Source organism: Enterobacter sp. 940_PEND (assembly GCF_001059415.1).
Lineage (GTDB): Bacteria > Pseudomonadota > Gammaproteobacteria > Enterobacterales > Enterobacteriaceae > Enterobacter > Enterobacter cloacae_M.
The window spans coordinates 36694-53295 of the sequence record NZ_JUMS01000021.1; the positions used below are offsets into that span (position 1 = coordinate 36694).

At 54.5% G+C, this 16602-nt stretch carries 12 protein-coding genes and 2 pseudogenes; 7 read left to right on the top strand and 7 right to left on the bottom strand.

Features of this window, described 5'->3' with window-relative positions:
- Positions 1–231: 231 nt before the first annotated feature.
- Both ADJ24_RS04155 and ADJ24_RS04160 read right to left on the bottom strand, forming a co-directional pair.
- Positions 232–600 carry a hypothetical protein gene (locus tag ADJ24_RS04155; RefSeq protein WP_000113586.1) on the bottom strand — a complete coding sequence of 123 codons (369 nt, stop codon included), beginning with the start codon at positions 598–600 and terminating at the stop codon, positions 232–234.
- Positions 601–1094: 494 nt separating this feature from the next.
- Positions 1095–2726, bottom strand: a complete 1632-nt coding sequence (locus tag ADJ24_RS04160; protein WP_161798667.1) for a site-specific integrase — start codon at positions 2724–2726, stop codon at positions 1095–1097.
- Between the two features lie 57 nt (positions 2727–2783).
- On the opposite strand from ADJ24_RS04160, the pseudogene ADJ24_RS04165 reads away from it, so the two are divergent.
- A pseudogene (locus ADJ24_RS04165) lies at positions 2784–3818 on the top strand (molybdopterin dinucleotide binding domain-containing protein); the annotation flags it as partial.
- A gap of 93 nt (positions 3819–3911) precedes the next feature.
- Entirely contained in the window at positions 3912–4526 is a 615-nt protein-coding gene (dmsD, locus tag ADJ24_RS04170) for a Tat proofreading chaperone DmsD (protein ID WP_023311538.1), read from the top strand.
- Between the two features lie 40 nt (positions 4527–4566).
- Here the strand turns inward: dmsD and ADJ24_RS04175 are convergent, their stop codons facing one another.
- Positions 4567–6282, bottom strand: a complete 1716-nt coding sequence (locus tag ADJ24_RS04175; protein ID WP_023311537.1) for a SulP family inorganic anion transporter — start codon at positions 6280–6282, stop codon at positions 4567–4569.
- Between the two features lie 170 nt (positions 6283–6452).
- The gene (locus tag ADJ24_RS04180) at positions 6453–6878 is read right to left on the bottom strand and encodes a VOC family protein (RefSeq protein WP_023311536.1); all 426 of its coding nucleotides are present in this window, start codon (positions 6876–6878) and stop codon (positions 6453–6455) included.
- 254 nt (positions 6879–7132) lie between these two features.
- On the opposite strand from ADJ24_RS04180, the gene ADJ24_RS23865 reads away from it, so the two are divergent.
- Positions 7133–7681: a hypothetical protein gene (locus ADJ24_RS23865; RefSeq protein WP_023311535.1), complete on the top strand. Its 549-nt coding sequence runs from the start codon at positions 7133–7135 to the stop codon at positions 7679–7681.
- A gap of 122 nt (positions 7682–7803) precedes the next feature.
- Here the strand turns inward: ADJ24_RS23865 and ADJ24_RS04185 are convergent, their stop codons facing one another.
- Positions 7804–8640 (bottom strand): MipA/OmpV family protein, encoded by an 837-nt coding sequence (locus tag ADJ24_RS04185; protein ID WP_023311534.1) that lies wholly within the window; start codon positions 8638–8640, stop codon positions 7804–7806.
- Positions 8641–8843: 203 nt separating this feature from the next.
- Between ADJ24_RS04185 and ADJ24_RS04190 the strand changes: the two are divergent.
- The 3 genes and pseudogenes from ADJ24_RS04190 (at position 8844) to ADJ24_RS04200 (ending at position 11509) form a co-directional block, all read left to right on the top strand.
- Positions 8844–9504, top strand: a pseudogene (locus ADJ24_RS04190) (winged helix-turn-helix domain-containing protein).
- On the top strand, positions 9504–10892 hold the full coding sequence (locus ADJ24_RS04195) for a sensor histidine kinase (RefSeq protein ID WP_023311532.1): 1389 nt from the start codon (positions 9504–9506) through the stop codon (positions 10890–10892). The pseudogene ADJ24_RS04190 and the gene ADJ24_RS04195 overlap by 1 nt, the downstream one beginning before the upstream one ends.
- A 137-nt stretch (positions 10893–11029) precedes the next feature.
- Positions 11030–11509: an RrF2 family transcriptional regulator gene (locus ADJ24_RS04200; RefSeq protein WP_023311531.1), complete on the top strand. Its 480-nt coding sequence runs from the start codon at positions 11030–11032 to the stop codon at positions 11507–11509.
- 98 nt (positions 11510–11607) lie between these two features.
- Here the strand turns inward: ADJ24_RS04200 and oqxB are convergent, their stop codons facing one another.
- Both oqxB and ADJ24_RS04210 read right to left on the bottom strand, forming a co-directional pair.
- Positions 11608–14763, bottom strand: coding sequence for a multidrug efflux RND transporter permease subunit OqxB (oqxB, locus tag ADJ24_RS04205; protein ID WP_023311530.1), 3156 nt, complete (start codon positions 14761–14763; stop codon positions 11608–11610).
- Between the two features lie 23 nt (positions 14764–14786).
- Positions 14787–15962 carry an efflux RND transporter periplasmic adaptor subunit gene (locus ADJ24_RS04210; RefSeq protein ID WP_023311529.1) on the bottom strand — a complete coding sequence of 392 codons (1176 nt, stop codon included), beginning with the start codon at positions 15960–15962 and terminating at the stop codon, positions 14787–14789.
- Positions 15963–16298: 336 nt separating this feature from the next.
- Here ADJ24_RS04210 and ADJ24_RS04215 point away from each other — a divergent pair.
- Positions 16299–16602, top strand: a 304-nt coding sequence (locus ADJ24_RS04215) for a helix-turn-helix domain-containing protein (RefSeq protein ID WP_048702235.1), incomplete at its 3' end; no start/stop codon positions are given.

Consider the following 16602-nt stretch of genomic DNA (forward strand, 5'->3'; position numbering starts at 1 on the left):
GAGCGGTGATAAACTTAAGCCAATGAGTAGTGAGTAGACGAGCTACTAACAGACGACTAAAGAACGCTAACGAGCTGGAGGTCGATACAGGAGGTCTGACAGAGGCGGTCACGGGCCTTGATTACTTAGGAGAGATACTTAATGTCGGTTGACCAGATGCTCGCATGTTCTGACGCATCAGACTCAGAGGCGGAAGCAGGTCTCCCTATAGTGATAGTTTAGGGTCCGTAATCATGAACCAGCTTTACTGGCGTGGTACTGGACGGATTTACTGGCGCTGACGACGGCAGCATAGACGTAGCGAGCGTAGCGAGTTGAAACCATAGGTTCACCCAAGGCAACACGCTTACGGCTCAGGGACTCCTGCACAGCGCTTACAGTTAATGTGTCGTGCGTTAGTAGTTGGGTCAGAATCAAGTATGGGCTGACAGGCTTGGTATTGCTTGCCATTGATTCGCTCAGGCGACCAGCACCAGTAAGGACATCATCCAGCCAGCCACTCAAGTCACCCTGACCATCGAATGACAGCAGGTCCCCGCAGTGCTGCTGCAAGTAGGCTTTGGTGAACGTGTTGTCGTGAGTTGCGATTGGTCGTGCCATAGAGTATCTCCTGTCGTTGAATTAGTTGGTTCCCCTATAGTGATAATCAAGTCCACCACTGGTGATGCATACAGTAGCGCGACAGGATGTGACTCACAGGCTGGACTGGATGTCAAGGATTAAGGCGACCCTAGGAATTAAGGAAGTAAATATAAAGAGGGAGGACCGGATGTGACTCACAGGTTGGACCGAATGTCAAGGACTAAAGACGCCTCAGGAATTAAGGAAGTATATATAAAGAGAGACCAGAGGCGACTCACAGTTAAACAGGAATGTCAAGAGGAGACCATAGGAATTTGGAGGGACCTGAGTTAGGGAACCAGTTTAAATAAGACAACAGACAGACTTAAAGTCGGACAGCCGAAGGCGAACCGGTGGACCTATAGTCAGGAGGGATTATGATTATTATCACCCTCCCTAACTTCAGTCAGACTTCAGTGACCCAAGGTCTCAACCATCAAGCCGTATATGGTCTACACCTTGGGTCTTCCTACTTAAAGTAAAGCTGTCTTCAGCACCTCAGCCAGCCTACCAACAGCGTGTCCTTTCCCGTACAGGTCATACGTAATGGACTGACTGCTGTGACCTAAGATGCCCTGAGCGTCCACCAGATTGACTCCACGCTCTTTCATTCGTGTAGCCAGCCAATGCCTCAGACTGTGGAGAGAGACATCCGTAGCGTCTCCCAGAGCTTCAGTCATGACCCTTGAGTTAAACCAGCTTGAGTATGCGCTTGGAGTCATCCCGAAGAGAGGACCCTCGTCAGGCTGCATGTCTACCCATTCGAGGAAGGACTTCAGGTCAAGACCACAGGCCCCATCGGTCAACGGCACAAGTCGGACTGAATGCTTGTTCTTCACAGACTTACCTTCCCCATCTTCATTGATGTCGATACAGACCAGCCCATTGTCCAAGGTTACAATGTCACGTTTAGTCAGGTGGCAGACCTCAGCAGACCTAGCTCCAGTGACCACAGATACCAGAGACGCCCATCTACGGGCCTCAGAGGTCGTGCGAGCCGTGTGTCGTGTGAACTGATACTCAGACTCAACACGGACAAGAAGTCTCTCCAGCTCCTCGTCTGTGAACGCCCTGCGCTTGGAGTCGATATCCTTGGTCAGCTTCATCCGTTCAATAGGGTTGCGGCCCTCAAGCTGTCCATTCATCAGACCGTAATCAAGACACATCTTCGCTTTAGTCAGCAGCTTGTTGATTGTCGATGGTCTCACCTCAGCAGCCAGCATGGAGTCCCTGACAGCCAGCCACTCAGAGCGGGACATCAGGTCCATGTCTTCAGGTAAGAACCGAGAGACGGTATTCAGTGAGGACGACAGGTCCTTGTAGCTGGAGGACTTCAGGGTCGGGACCTTCTCAGCCAGCAGCGAGGACACTAGCTCAGAAAAACTACAGATAGCTGGTTGGTCAGCGATAGTGACCTCAGGTTGGCGCTCCTGTGTGAAAACTACTGGTCTATCCCCCTGCTCATTCTTCAGAATTGACGTAGAGTCGCCTATAGTTGAGTAATCAGTATGGTTATTATCATCAGTAAGCTGGCTTACGCCACCATCAATCAGCTTAATCAGACCAGAGGTATCACCAGTGTCTACCCTCTGCTGTGCTGCGGTCAGGACTTCAAGCGCTAACCTTATGCCCTTCTGCTGGTCCAGACTTAAGGCTTGCGTAGCGGCTAGCTCCTTCAGGTTGGACTTCTCGTCCACCAAAGTAGCGACCTCAAGTCCATTCCAGTAATCGTCACTAGCGTCTGTCAGGAACTGCTCAGCCATAGACCGGAGGTGCTCTGTAAGCTCCTGTAGCGAGACTTCAGGTCTATCCAACATGAAGGCCTTAGCTGTGGCTGCAAGCTCTCTCTGACGCATTGTGGCTACTCTCCTGTCTGTGCTGCGGGTCGATACTGAAAGAAACGGTGTGGTCTGTCCCTTGAGTCTGAAGCGGATAGTATATCGACCATTGGCTCTACGGACTAACTGAGGCTTAGCTACGCCGAGTAGATTGATTTGTGTCAGCCTTGTGTCAGGACTTGGGGTGTAGACTTGCCCATACAGATAGGGAGACCCAGAGAAAGAACTGGATGGATATACAGTGTTGTCATGGTTAATGTCAGTCATATCAGGACCTTAAGTAGCGTTGAGTCAACTACTTCAAGTCCGTCCATCCGTCTGACAGTGGAGTCCATCTGGAACTACGCGGGCAATACCATCATCAACCAGCACTCCGATATCAATAAAACCCACGATATCCTGCAGGATGAAAGCAAGTGCGAAATGATTGTCGTCATCGACAATTTCATGACCTCGTCAGCGAAGTATGCCGATATCGTGCTGCCGGACCTGATGACCGTCGAGCAGGAAGATATCATTCCTAACGATTATGCGGGAAATATGGGCTACCTGATTTTCCTCCAGCCCGTGACCGCGCCGAAGTTCGAGCGTAAGCCGATCTACTGGATCATGAGCGAAGTGGCGAAACGCCTCGGGCCGGATATCCATCAGAAATTTACCGAAGGACGCACGCAGGAACAGTGGCTGCAGTTCCTGTATGCCAAAATGCTCGCGAAAGATCCTCAGCTTCCGTCATATGACGAGCTGAAAAAAATGGGCATCTATAAGCGCAAAGATCCGAACGGACACTTCGTGGCCTATAAAAAATTCCGCGAGAACCCTGAAGCCAATCCGCTGAAAACGCCATCGGGCAAGATTGAAATTTACTCCAGCAAGCTGGCAGAGATTGCGGCCACCTGGGAGCTGGCAAAAGATGAGACCATCAGCCCTCTGCCCGTCTACGCATCGACCTTTGACGGCTGGGACGCCCCCGAGCGCGCGCAGTTCCCGCTGCAGCTTTTCGGGTTCCACTTCAAAGCCCGTACCCACTCGAGCTACGGTAACGTCGACGTGCTGAAAGCGGCCTGCCGCCAGGAGGTGTGGCTTAATCCTGTCGATGCCGAAAAACGCGGCATTAAGAACGGCGATACGGTGCGCGTCTTTAATAGCCGCGGCGAGGTGCGAATTGAAGCGAAAGTGACGCCGCGCATCATGCCCGGCGTGAGCGCCATGGGCCAGGGCGCCTGGCACGATGCCAATATGAGTGGCGATCGTATCGATCACGGCTCCTGCATCAACACGCTGACGACCCATCGTCCCTCTCCGCTGGCAAAAGGCAACCCGCAGCACACCAATCTGGTGCAGATTGAGAAAGTGTAGAGGGTGAAACACGAGACCCTGGTTTATTCTGTGGTCAGTATTATCGGTTAACACAGTCGCGCGGGCGTCATCCGCGCGAGCAAGGAAGGTTTAATGAAAGACGTCTCACATAGTGAATCGTTCGCGTTCAGCGCCCGGGTGCTGGGCGCGCTGTTTTATTTCGCTCCGGACAGCGATCAGGCCGCGCCGCTGGTGAAAGCGCTCACCGCTGGCGAATGGGTTCAGGACTGGCCCCTGCCTGCAGAAACGCTGCATCCCGTTGCCGATACGTTTGCCTCATCTTCCGATGAGCCGCTGGCGGACGCCTGGCAACGGCTGTTTATTGGTCCGTATGCCCTGCCCGCTCCGCCGTGGGGTTCCGTCTGGCTGGACCGTGAGTCCGTATTGTTTGGCGACTCGACCCTCGCGCTGCGCCAGTGGATGCGTGAGAACAATATCGCGTTTGAGATGCAGCAGAATGAGCCGGAAGATCATTTTGGTACTTTGCTGCTGCTGGCGGCGTGGCTGGCCGAGAATGGCCGCGAAGCAGAGTGCGCTCAGCTTCTGGCGTGGCACCTGCTGCCGTGGAGCACCCGCTTCCTGTCGGTGTTTGTGGAAAACGCCGGGCATCCCTTTTATACCGCGCTGGGCAGGCTTGCGCAGCTGACGCTCGCGGCCTGGCGAGCCGGGCTGCTTATTCCGGTTGCGGAAAAAACGCTGTATCGCTAAGGGATGCGGCTTGCTCGCGGTTGGCGGGCAAGCCTTTAGCTTATACCTCGCTACCTGATTCACTCGCACTCTCTTTGCTTTGAATGAACCGAAGTGCCAGATAGAGGTCTGGCGCCAGAATCATGTCATCATCATTCATTGTTGGCCGGCTATCATTAAACCAGCGCGTTAATTCCGTTTTTCTGCCCGCAAGGATTAACGTAATCTGTCGACCTTTCAGATCGCGCTTTAACTCATTTATGGTTGCCAGAACGCTGATGTCTGAATAGGTGAAGCAAGCAACGGCATCAATGACCACCCATTTAGGCTGTACTGCTGCACCATCAACCAGGTTCAATACCCGACGTTTAAAATAAGCCACGTTAAAATAGGTCAACGGTGAGTTAAATCGATACATCAGCACGCCCGGGACCATTTTAATATCGGTTGTATTACCTAATGAGTGAATCATGCCATCGTCGTCAGTTCCCAGTAAGTGCTCAGAGGGACGAAACACCGTACGCAGGAACTGTAACAGGCCAAGCAACACCGCAAGGCCGATCCCCTGGATAACGCCGATAATTAACACACAGCCAAACGTGAAGAAGGCCAGGCGAAATGCCTGTTTATTTCTACGCCTCAGGTTCCATAACCCGCGCAGATCAATTAATGACCAGGATGCGTACATCAAAACAATACCTAATGCAGATACCGGAATAAATTGTAATGGCTGAGTGAAAAATACCACTACGATACCGATGAGTAAGGCTGCGACGATGGAAACCAGCTGGCTTTTCCCACCCACTGAATCATTAACCGCGGTCCGGGAATCGGCTCCACTGATAGCAAACCCCTGAGATAATCCCGACATGAGGTTCGCAATCCCCAGCGCCCGGAACTCTGCATCAGCATTAATTTCATAGCCATTTTTCGCGGCGAAACTGCGGGCGGTCAGCATCAGGCTGACAAAACTGACCAACGCCAGGTTCAGCGCCGGGATCACTAAATCACGCATCGGACCGGGCTGGAACGCGCCCCAGTTAACGACGGGTAAACCAGGCTGGAAGCCTTCTCCCCCAATAGTGGCAATACCATACTGTTGTGCAGATGTCGCCCATACCAGTAGCGTTGTCATCACAATCGCAATCAACGGTGCTGGCCAGTGGCTGCGATACGTTTTAATAACTATTAAAATAATTAACGTTAAAAGCGATATGCCAACGGTTAATAAATGGCTTTCTGAAAGACGGCCTGGCAAGGCCATTATTTTCTCAATAACCTGCGCTTCGTCGAGTTTTATCCCCAACACCTTGCCTAATTGCCCGACAATAATCGTCACGGCAACGCCATTAAGCAAACCCGTAAGGATTGGATGAGAAAGCAGATCGGCAAGTGCGCCCAGGCGGAATTTACTGGCAAGCAGGCACCACCCGCCCATCATCAACGTCATGATGATGGTCAGTTGCCAGTGCAGTTCGGGATTACCTGCAGAAAGAGGAAACACGACGGCCGCAATCACCGCGCAGGTCGTGGCATCAGGGCCCACAATAAGCTGACGTGAAGAACCAAAGAGTGCATACGCTATCATCGGTAAAACGCAGGAATAGAGCCCCACTATTGCCCCAACACCCGCCAACTCAGCATAAGCAATAGCCACCGGAAGCGCGACAGCCGCAACGGATAAGCCAGCTTTAACATCATTTTTTAGCCAGCTTTTATCGTAGGCTAACAAAGTTTGTAAACCTGGCATGTAGTTTAACAATTGTTTTCCGAACACGTTGTTCTCCGGACAGGAATATTAGCCACGTCATGCTGGCACACTTCTCAGTGAGGTTCTGGCTTTCAAATGCTCCGGATTAAGGCCGCCACTATTCAGAATATAATAACAGTTCAACTATTTATTATTCTGACTGGTGTTAAACATAGTTCAAAAACGACCGCTTGTGACTATTCTTCGCATGGGAACGTATCGGCTTCAGAAGAATAATGCTGACAAACGCATGCCAGCTTATGCCCGTCAGGATCGCGCAGATAGGCAACATAAAAATCGGGGCCGTACGCGGTTCGTGTCCCTGGCATGCCTTCACTCTTTCCTCCCGCAAGAAGGCCTGCTGCATGGAAACGTCTGACAAGCTCCGCGTTAGCTGCACGGAATGCGAACATGGTCCCGTTTCCCGCCGTTGCGGGTTGTCGGTCAAAGGGAGGACAAATACAGAAGCTAAACCCCTCATCTGGATTATTTTCATCTCCCCACATTGCCCAGTCCTTGGTCCAGGCAGGCAAACGTGAATAGCCAAGCACTTTAAAAATCGCGTCATAAAACGCCGCGGCGCGCAGAAGATCATTTGTACCTATAGTGATATAAGTCAGCATCTTGTCACATCCTCTTTGCCTTTTTCTGAACAGCGATTATACCTCAGAGGCTATGATTTTAGCGGCGGCAAAAAGGCTGATTTTCACTCGTGTAAGCGCTTGGGGTAAGGGTTCGCAGAACATGTTCTATCGTAATTTCAGCCCCCAATCCGTGACGTGAATATCTCGAGTTTTGGTATGTATGCTAAAATTTATCCAGCTGAAGATCGAAAATAGCCCTTATAATTTCAGTAGGTTAGCCAAAGTGAGCGAATATGGATAATATTACATATAAGCAGACAGTTCGGAAAAGATGGCCCACATGGCTGTGGTGCGGAAGTTTTTATCTTTTTACGTTGCATTGCTCTGCAGATGAAATAAATCTGTATTCAATAAATACCGGCTCATACGTTTATCATCTGACGCATAATCGAGGACAATACACGGAGAACTTTGAAAATAAGTTCATATCCGTTGAGAGGAAATTCTCGGATACGTCGAAATACAGTCTTGTGCTAGGGACAATGAAAAACAGCTTTAATGACAGATGCCTGGCTGCCGGCGTAAGAAGAGACTGGGCTGGATGGGATAACGGTTGGGTTTTTAAAGGAATCTATGGATATGTAGGTGAATTTTTCTTTGATACTTTCGATGATTGTGGTGACCATGGTTCATACCATGATTTTAAAAAAGCAACGGGAATAGGATTTTCGCCCTATATATATCATGGGTTCCAGTATAATTTTACGTCTTATTTTGGAATGGATATGGGTATTATCATACCTTCCGTGTTTGTCATTACGGCACAATGGAGCTTTAGATAAATCCGTCAACCACATGTGCAGTGCTGTAACTTTCTGCAAAGGGAACCGCCCCGCCATCTCAACCGGAGCGGCTTAAATTACCGCAAATGCGTGCTCAAAACGTTAAGCCACCGCAGCCAACATCAAAAACTGTACGTCACCTTCAAACTCCCCGTGGGCGATGTTTTGCGTTGCACAATGGGGCTATCACCCGCATCCCCCGTCAGCTGCGTAACGCCCGCTGAGGCAAGGACGCTCCAGCGCGAGGTGAGCCTGTGGGTCCAGTCCAGATTCATCGACCAGGCATAAATCCCGGCCCCGGCGTCATGTCGGGCAAAGCCCGATGCGCTCGACTGGGCGGCGCTGACCCCATAGTAGGTCTGCATGTACTTGTCGGATCCCCAGTTGCCGGTCAGCGCCAGCGTCACCTCATTTTTTGATGAGGTGTAGAACGGGCTGGAAATGCCGAAATGAACCGCTTCACCGTTGTCTCTTTCTGAAACCGGTACCTCTGCCTGCATCTGCAGGTGAAGCCAGTCGGTCACCCTGTACTCCAGCCCGGGCACAATGACTGCCGAGCCTTTTATCTCGCCCATTCCTCGCAGCTCGTCGCTGCCGGAGCTGATGGAATCGCTGCTCACGTCTTTATCTTTACGCCCAACTCGATAGCTCAGCGCGGCGCTGTAGTCCAGGTTGCCGATGTTGTTGCCGTAACCGATCCCTCGCGTGGTGCCGATAAAAAAGCCGTTTGCCATAGCGTACTCCACCACCTGAGCCGCACTGACGCGGGTTTTATCGGAACCCGAGTAGCGCGGCGCGACGTCCACGCCGCCCCCCAGCGTTAAGACGTTACCCTGACTCTGTTCTGCCGCCAGCGCAGGCATGGCCAGTAACGCCAGAACGAAGCCCGGCACGAGGTTTTTCAGGCTGCGGCCCGGAAGTAAATGAGGGAACGTATGACGAAGTTCGATGTTTCTCATTAAAGAAGCCCTTTTGGATTCAAATGATGACGATGCATGCGGTTAACCGCCAGAACGCCCATTTTGAATACCGACCCTAAGGTTCTTATGAGCCGAACATGAAGAAACACTGAAGCGCGAGCAGGCGCTGTAAACCGGGCAGGTTTCCTGATACCGTTTTTTTCTTAAGATGTTCTTCATTCACGGTTGATACAGTTGCCAGTGTGAAAATTTTACTAATCGAAGACGACCTGGATCTCGGCAACGGCGTACGTATCGCCCTCTCGGATCAAGGATTTGACGTCATATGGGTACGCCGCAAAGAGGATGCGCTGCATCAGCTGGACGTCTGCGTGCCGGAACTTATTTTGCTCGACCTGGGGCTGCCCGACGGCGACGGCATGAGCCTGATGGCGCGTTTGCGTCAGCAGCTCAAGGGGATCCCGGTCATCATCCTGACGGCGCGAGGTACGCTGCAGGATCGCCTGTGCGGACGACTATCTCGTCAAGCCTTTTATTCTCGCCGAGCTGCTGGCGCGAGTCAGAGCCCTGGCGCGGCGCAGCTACGGTTTCGAGAATGAAGCGATAGAAATTCGAGGCTTATCGCTTCATGTTCCGACGCGTCGCGTGACGGTAAGCGCGCGCCACATAGACCTGACCGCCAGTGAATATGCGCTGCTGGAAACATTGATGCTGCGCGCTGACCGCGTGATAACGCGACGGTTTCTGGAAGAGCGGATATTCGGTAACAAAGAGAACCTCAGCAATGCGCTCGACGTGCATATGGGAAATTTGCGGCGAAAAATCGGCGACGGCTATGTGCGAACGGTGCGGGGCGTCGGGTACGTCATTGATACCGTCTCCATTCAAAAGGTGACCGGTTAATGCAAAACGTCTGGTATCACCTGAGGCGCCCGACGCTGGTGCGCCGAATTATCATCGCCCAGATGCTGCTGCTGACCCTGCTGTGGTGTCTTTTTCTAACCTTCATTCTGTGGGAGGACCTGCGCAGCCCTCCCATCCTCACGGGCAGTAAAACATACGAAACCGTTTTTACCCTGGTTGAGCGTATGGACGGACGTCCGCAGGATCGTACCGCCGTGCTGGAAGCCTTTAGCCAGGCCCTGCGGGAAGGTTACGGCGGAGGGGAAGATCCCGTGCTGTCGATTAACCTCATCGTTCGCAAGAATAATGCCGTTATTTTTGCCTCCGACGGTGCACCTGCGGGGATAACAAACACCCGGTTCGGCGAACTGGAGCACGTACAGAGTGAAGATCGTACCTGGACCAGCCGCACCCTTAAATCCCCTCACTCTGACGTGGAGGTCACCCTCTTCACGCCAGCCAGCGGCTGGAACTTCTTTATCTATCTGAACTCACGCGGTTACTACATCCTGCCGCTGCTGGTCTGCTTCCCTTTTCTTCTGTTTCCCGCGTGGCTGTCAATCCGCATTGCGATGCGCCCATGGAACAAGGTGGTCAATGAAATTACGCTACGCACGCCTGACGATCTCTCCCCTTTAAAAGCCGTTCCCGGACACAGGGAGCTTCGCCAGATGGTGGACGCGATCAATGACTTCCTTGCCAGAGTGCGTGAAAGCGCGGAAAGGGAACGGGTTTTCATTGCGGATGCCGCGCACGAGCTGCGTACCCCCCTCGCGGCGATGCGCATCAACGTGGAAGCGCTGCAGTCCTGGGTCATCAGCGAGAGCCAGCAGGAGCTGCTTGCGGGGGTGATTCGCAGCAATAGCCGGGCAGCGCGTCTCGTCAACCAGCTGCTGCTGATGATGCACAGTGAAGCGCGCATTGATACGGAAATGGAGACCGTGCCGCTGACGACGCTCATCCAGGAGCGAATGGCCGAGCTGGAACCGCTGGCCTCTGCGCGCAGGATAGAACTGGAATTCTTCGCCGAGGATGACATCTGGATCCCCGGCGTCAGGGAACGCCTGGTGTCGCTTATTGATAACCTCATTGAGAACGCCGTGAAGTACAGTCCCGAGGGCGGGCGGATTCAGGTCGATGTCTCCATAGCAGATGGCTTCGCGCGGCTTCGCGTTTCAGATGCAGGGCCCGGTATTCCGGTTGAACTGCGCGAGCGCGTGTTCGACCGGTTTTTCCGCGACCCCAATCAGGTGCAAAGCGGGAGCGGGCTGGGGCTTGCCATCGTCAAGGCGGTGGCGCAGCAACACAACAGCTGCGTAAACCTGAGTACTTCCGCTGAAGGTGGCCTGATGGTGACGGTTGACTTCCCGAACCGCACGTTTTGCTAAATCAGAACAGGGGGTTCGATCGCAAATGCCGCAGATTGCTTCAAAATAATTACCGTATTTGTTATATTGTTGTTTATTGCTTATTCACCTCTGCGGTGCCAAAAAGAACAAGATTCACCGCAACCCAGGACAGAGAAATGTTAGATTACCGCTTCCCGACAGCTTTGCAGATGGTTCTCAGCGTAGCGATGGCGGAGCAATTGGGTGAACGTTCCACGAGTGCGATTCTGGCCTACGGCCTGGAAGCGAACCCGAGCTTCATCCGCAAATTGATGGTTCCGCTGACGCGTGACGGCATTATCGTCTCAACGCTTGGCCGTAACGGCTCAATTCATCTTGGTCGCCCGCCGGAAGAGATCACCCTGCGCGACATCTACCTTTCGGTTATCGAAGATAAAAAGCTGTGGGCGTCGCGCCCTGACGTGCCGGCCCGCTGCGTGGTCAGCGCTAACGCCTGCTGGTACTTCAAATCGATATCCGAAGAAGCCGAGGAGGCTTCGTTAGCGGTACTGGCCCGCCATACCGTGGCAAGCGCCCTCGACGCGGTCAAAAACGCCGATAGCAACGGATGGGATCCGCTCCCCGACCTTATTGCCCAGTATCAAAAAACGTCGTAACGATCTTGCCGGCTGGCGCTGTGCTTACCCGGCCCATATTCAGATGTAAAAAAAACCGCCTTCACAGTGAAGGCGGTTTTTTATTATCTGCAGCATTCCTACGCGGGCAGAACGTCCCTTTCCTCTTTTTTCCCGCGCGTCACGAATTTACGCAGCGTCACGTAAAACACCGGCGTCAGGAACAGACCAAACAGCGTCACGCCCAGCATCCCGGAGAAGACCGTGATCCCGGTGACGCCGCGCACTTCTGCGCCCGCGCCGTGGCCGAGGATCAGCGGAATAGTCCCGGCAATAAAGGCGATGGAGGTCATCACAATCGGACGTAAACGCAGGCGGCACGCCTCCAGCGCGGCTTCCATAATGCCTTTGCCCTGAATTTCCAGCTCGCGGGCAAACTCCACGATAAGAATCGCGTTTTTACACGCCAGCCCCATCAGCACCACCAGCCCCACCTGCACGAAGACGTTGTTATCGCCACCGGTCAGCCAGACGCCAAACAGCGCGGAGAGCATGGTCATCGGCACGATGAGGATCACCGCCAGCGGCAGCGTCCAGCTTTCATACAGCGCCGCCAGGACCAGGAACGCCAGCAGCACCGCGACCGGGAAGACGATCAGCGCCGTGTTGCCCTGCGTCGCCTGCTGGAAGCTCAGGTCCGTCCATTCAATGTTCATCCCGTTTGGCAGGATCTGCTTAGACATGGCGTCCAGCTGCGTCATCGCCTGCGCAGACGAAAGCACGCGCGGGTCGGCATCGCCAATCAGATCTGCCGCCGGGTAGCCGTTGTAGCGGATCACCGGATCCGGGCCGTAGGTGGTCGTGATTTTCACCATGCTGCCAATCGGCACCATTTCGCCCTGGCTATTACGGGTGCGCAGATTCGCAATATCTTCCACGCTGTCGCGGAACTGTCCGTCGGCCTGCGCCATCACGCGCCAGGTACGGCCGAACTGGTTGAAGTCGTTCACGTACGACGAGCCAAGATAGGTTTGCAGCGTACCGAAAAGATCGGTCAGCAATACGCCCTGCGCTTTCGCCTTATCACGGTCTACCTGCACGTCCAGCTGCGGAACGTTAGCCTGGTAGGTTGAGATCGGGAAGTGCATTCCCGGCGTCTGCATAATCGCACCGGACATGGTGTTTACCGCATTTTGCAGCGCGCCATAGCCCAGACCACCGCGATCCTGAATGTACAGGGAATAGCCCGACCCCTGACCCAGCCCTAAAATCGGCGGTGGCAGAATGGAGAAGCCAAAACCTTCCTGAATTTGCGCGATTTTCGCGTTGATCTCAGCGTTAATTTCCGCCGCAGTATGTTTGCGCTGATCGAACGGCTTCAGGCCAAAGAAGACCGTCCCGGTATTCGGCGTGTTGGTGAACTGCAGCGCGTTCAGCCCCGGGAACGCAACCGCGTAGTCCACGCCTTCGGTATTCATCCCGATTTCGCTCATTTTGCGGATCACCGCGTCGGTGCGCGCCAGCGAAGAACCTTCCGGCATCTTCACGCCGCCAATCAGGTACAGCTTATCCTGCGTCGGAATAAACCCGCCGGGAACCGCTTTAAACATCACGCCAGCGGCACAGAGCAGCAGCAGATACACCACAAATACCGAGCCGCGTCGTCCCAGCGTTTTGCCCACCAGCCCCTGATAGCCGTTCGAGCTGCGGTGGAAAAAGCGGTTAAACGGACGGAAAATCCAGCCGAACAGACGATCGATAAGCCGGGTCGGGAAATCTTTCGGCGCGCCGTGCGGTTTTAACAGCAGTGCCGCCAGCGCCGGAGAGAGCGTCAGCGAGTTAATCGCTGAAATCACCGTAGATATCGCGATCGTCACCGCAAACTGCTTGTAGAACTGACCGGTAACGCCCGAGAGAAACGCCATCGGCACAAACACCGCGCACAGCACCAGCGCAATCGCGATAATCGGCCCGGACACTTCGCGCATCGCCTGATGCGCCGCCGCAAGCGGAGCAAGCCCCTCTTCTATGTTTCGCTCGACGTTTTCCACCACCACGATGGCGTCGTCCACCACGATACCGATGGCCAGCACCAGCCCGAACAAGCTCAGGGTGTTCAGCGAGAAGCCGAGCAGGTAGAGAATGCTGAAGGTACCCACCACCGAAACCGGCACCGCGATCAGCGGAATGATCGACGCGCGCCAGGTTTGCAGGAACAGGATCACCACCAGCACTACCAGCACCACCGCTTCCAGCAGCGTTTGCACGACCGCACGGATGGAGTCGCGCACGAAAACGGTTGGATCGTAAGGTGCCGCCCACTTCATATCTGCCGGGAAGCGCGTGGACAGTTCGTCCATTTTCGCGCGCACCGCGTTAGACAAATCAATGGCGTTCGCCCCCGGCGACTGGAAGATACCAATCCCGACCGCGTCTTTATTGTTCAACTGGGAGCGCAGCGCATAGCTGCCGGACCCCATTTCGATACGCGCCACGTCGCGCAGGCGGACGACCGTACCGTCCTGCGTCGTTTTCAGGACAATATTGCCGAACTCTTCTTCGGTATGCAGACGCCCTTGGGCGTTAATGGAGATCAGGAAATCGCTCTCTTTCGGCAGCGGCTCGGCGCCAAGCTGCCCGGCGGACACCTGCACGTTCTGCTCCTGCATCGCCGTGACCACGTCCGACGCGGTCAGCCCGCGGGCCGCCACCTTGTTGGGATCCAGCCAGACGCGCATCGCGTACTCGCCCGAGCCGAAAATCTGGATCTGGCCGACGCCGGGCAGACGCGCCAGCTCGTCCTTCACCTTCAGCGTGGCGTAGTTACGCATATACAGGGAGTCGTACTTACCGTTGGGCGAAAACAGATGCACCACCAGCGTTAGCGTCGGGGACTGTTTCTGGGTGGTAATCCCCAAACGCCGCACGTCTTCCGGCAGACGCGCTTCGGCCTGCGCGACGCGGTTTTGCACCTGCACCTGCGCCTGATCCGGATCGGTACCCGGACGGAAGGTGACGGTGGTGACCAGCACGCCGTCGGAGCCCGCGACGGACTTCATGTACATCATGTTCTCAACGCCGTTGATCGCCTCTTCAAGCGGCGTCGCCACGGTCTCGGCAATCACTTTCGGGTTGGCACCCGGGTACTCCGCGCGCACCTGCACGCTTGGCGGCACGACGTCAGGATATTCGCTCACCGGCAGCAGCGGGATGGCGATTAACCCTGTGATAAAAATCAGAATCGACAGCACCGCGGCAAAGATCGGCCTGTCGATGAAAAAGCGGGAAAAGTCCATGGATGGATTCTCAGGTCAAGGGATCAGTTGAGGGCGCTGGTGGCGGTCATGGCAACGGTTTTCGCGTTAACCGGCATCCCCGGCATAAACACTTTTTGTAAACCCTCGACGATGACTTTATCGCCAGGGTTCAGCCCCTGCCGCACGATGCGTAAACCGTCTGCCAGACGGCCCGGCGTGATGTCGCGGCGCTGCGCTTTCCCCTCTTTATCGACGATATAAACGTACTTACGATCCTGATCGGTCAGCACCGCTTTGTCGTCGATAAGCGTGGCTTTGAACTCCGCGCTGCCCGGCAGGCGTACGCGGGCAAAAAGTCCCGGCGTGAACTGACGCTGCGCGTTATCCAGCAGCGCGCGCATACGGATGGTGCCGGTACTCGGCGTCAGCTGGTTATCCAGGAAGTCCACTTTACCCTGGTGGGGATATCCCTCCTCGCCCGTCAGGCCAATCTCAACCGGAAGCGCCGTGTGATTGCTGGACGCCCCCTGCCCGCTGCGGGCCAGATTTTGGTAGTGAAGGTAGGTCGACTCGTCCACGTCAAAGTAGACGTAAACCGTCTTCTGCGAGACCAGCGTGGTGAGAACGCTGGCGGTGTCGCCCGCTGTCACCAGGTTGCCGCTGGTGATCAACGCCCGGCTGGCGCGACCGTCGATAGGCGCGGTGACTTTGGTGAAGTCCAGGTTGAGCTGGGCAGCGTCAACCGCCGCCTGCGCGGCACGAATATCGGCCTGGGCCTGAGTGGCGGCCGAACGACGCTGCTCCCACTCTTCACGGGAGACAACGTTGGTATTGACCAGCTTATCGGTACGGTTAGCTTCACTTTGCGCGAGGCTGGCCTGCGTTTTGGCTCTCGCCAGGTTCGCCTGCGCCTGTTCCAGCGCCGCGCGATAGGTTCGGTCATCAATCGTGAACAGCACCTCGCCCTTCTTCACTTCCTGGCCGTCGGTGTAATTCACTTTATCAATGTAGCCGGAAACGCGCGGACGGAGCTGAACGCTCTCCACCGCTTCAATCCGGCCGTTAAAGCTATCCCACTGGCTAATGGATTTCACCACCACGTCAGCAGCGCTGACGGCGGGCGCAGGCGGCGCGGCGTTTTGCGCGACGCTGTTGTCGCATCCGACGAGCAGCACGGAGAGCAACATGGCCCCCAGCGCGTTCAGATGAAAGTTACCCCAGGTTTTTTGCAGGCTCATTATTTTTATTCCGGTAATTGTCGCCGCCGGGCAAGACGCAGCAGGAGGCACTGCGCCACTTCCTTTGTCCGGTGGCTATCTCAAGGCCATTTGTGTCGTTCATCGCCACAAAACTGTAACAGTTGCGAATACACTATCGCGGCGATTGTAGGAAGGCGCTTAACTAAGTGCAAGAATAATTGTTGCACTTTATGTGCTATTTGAGCGGATGTGAAAAGACCCGTTTCGGTCAGGGATTTAAATGCAACAATAAAACTTGCAATTAATACAAAAACGCGCCACCTTTTAATGCAACAGACAAAGATACTTTTTGACAGGCAGCGTGGGAGTAACCAGATGAACACTGGCGCATTTATGCATGATTTACTCGACTGGATCGACAACAACCTGGATAGCCGTCTGGACATTGAGTCCGTCGCCAGGCGGTCCGGCTACTCAAAATGGCACCTCCAGCGCCTCTTCAAAGAGCATACGGGCTATCCCCTCGCCGGGTATATTCGCGCGCAAAAGCTGCAAAAATCGGTTGAGCGCTTAACCCGCAGCGATGAGCCTATTCTGAACGTGGCGATCGCGCTGGGCTTCGACTCCCAGCAGTCCTTCAACCGCAGCTTTAAGCGTCAGTATGGTCAGGCGCCTGGGG

Excerpts from the sequence above, each read along its gene's own strand:
- ADJ24_RS04155 (WP_000113586.1), bottom strand. The coding sequence starts at position 600 with ATGGCACGACCAATCGCAACTCACGACAACACGTTCACCAAAGCCTAC.
- ADJ24_RS04160 (WP_161798667.1), bottom strand. The coding sequence starts at position 2,726 with ATGACTGACATTAACCATGACAACACTGTATATCCATCCAGTTCTTTC.
- dmsD (WP_023311538.1), top strand. The coding sequence starts at position 3,912 with ATGAAAGACGTCTCACATAGTGAATCGTTCGCGTTCAGCGCCCGGGTG.
- ADJ24_RS04180 (WP_023311536.1), bottom strand. The coding sequence starts at position 6,878 with ATGCTGACTTATATCACTATAGGTACAAATGATCTTCTGCGCGCCGCG.
- ADJ24_RS23865 (WP_023311535.1), top strand. The coding sequence starts at position 7,133 with ATGGATAATATTACATATAAGCAGACAGTTCGGAAAAGATGGCCCACA.
- ADJ24_RS04185 (WP_023311534.1), bottom strand. The coding sequence starts at position 8,640 with ATGAGAAACATCGAACTTCGTCATACGTTCCCTCATTTACTTCCGGGC.
- ADJ24_RS04195 (WP_023311532.1), top strand. The coding sequence starts at position 9,504 with ATGCAAAACGTCTGGTATCACCTGAGGCGCCCGACGCTGGTGCGCCGA.
- ADJ24_RS04200 (WP_023311531.1), top strand. The coding sequence starts at position 11,030 with ATGTTAGATTACCGCTTCCCGACAGCTTTGCAGATGGTTCTCAGCGTA.
- oqxB (WP_023311530.1), bottom strand. The coding sequence starts at position 14,763 with ATGGACTTTTCCCGCTTTTTCATCGACAGGCCGATCTTTGCCGCGGTG.
- ADJ24_RS04210 (WP_023311529.1), bottom strand. The coding sequence starts at position 15,962 with ATGAGCCTGCAAAAAACCTGGGGTAACTTTCATCTGAACGCGCTGGGG.